Origin of the sequence: Acetobacter fallax (genome assembly GCF_011516735.1) — a bacterium.
Classification (GTDB): domain Bacteria; phylum Pseudomonadota; class Alphaproteobacteria; order Acetobacterales; family Acetobacteraceae; genus Acetobacter; species Acetobacter fallax.
The window spans coordinates 1-537 of sequence record NZ_WOSX01000161.1 but is presented as its reverse complement, the minus strand read 5'-3'; the positions used below and the strand labels follow the sequence as shown (position 1 = coordinate 537).

The following is a 537-nucleotide window of genomic DNA, read 5'->3' as shown; positions in this document are numbered from 1 at the left end:
AGAAATGGAGGGTTCGAAAAACCCCTATCCAAGCTTTTGTGTAATGCGCAATATCAATGAGTTATGACTCTGCTGTGATCGAAAAAGGAGGGTTTTTAGAACCCTCCAAATGATTGCAGACGGATCGGAGCTCACCGCAAAAGGTATTTCTTCTCGATGCTTTATGTTTTGATCAGCGTGATGTATCGCCCGAAGACGATCGCGTAATTTCTCTCCTCCAATGAAGGCGTCGCGCAGTTCGTGCGTGTCCATCGGGTAAGCCCCCCCCCCGTTCCTTCGAGCGTAAAACTGACTTGTAGAGAGTATACGATGCGAGCCAGAGAGGCTGTCTGGAACGCGTATAAGAAGGATGTGTTTGCCATTTTCAAGGGTAAGCCAGCGAGGGCGCACTCCTGACAAACGTGGCTCAAGTCCAGATTGCAACCTTTCCTCTAAGAGCCTGAATCAGAAAGCGGTTTGATTGATTTTTCGCAGAACTCTGCGGATATGGGCAATCATCAACCATGCGCAGGATGACGAGATTGTTGTCTCGACATC

The 537-nt window shown here is 48.6% G+C and carries 1 pseudogene; it reads right to left on the bottom strand.

The window, feature by feature from the left end:
- Positions 1–444 precede the first annotated feature (444 nt).
- Positions 445–537 (bottom strand): annotated as a pseudogene (locus GOB85_RS18980) (IS5/IS1182 family transposase); the annotation flags it as partial.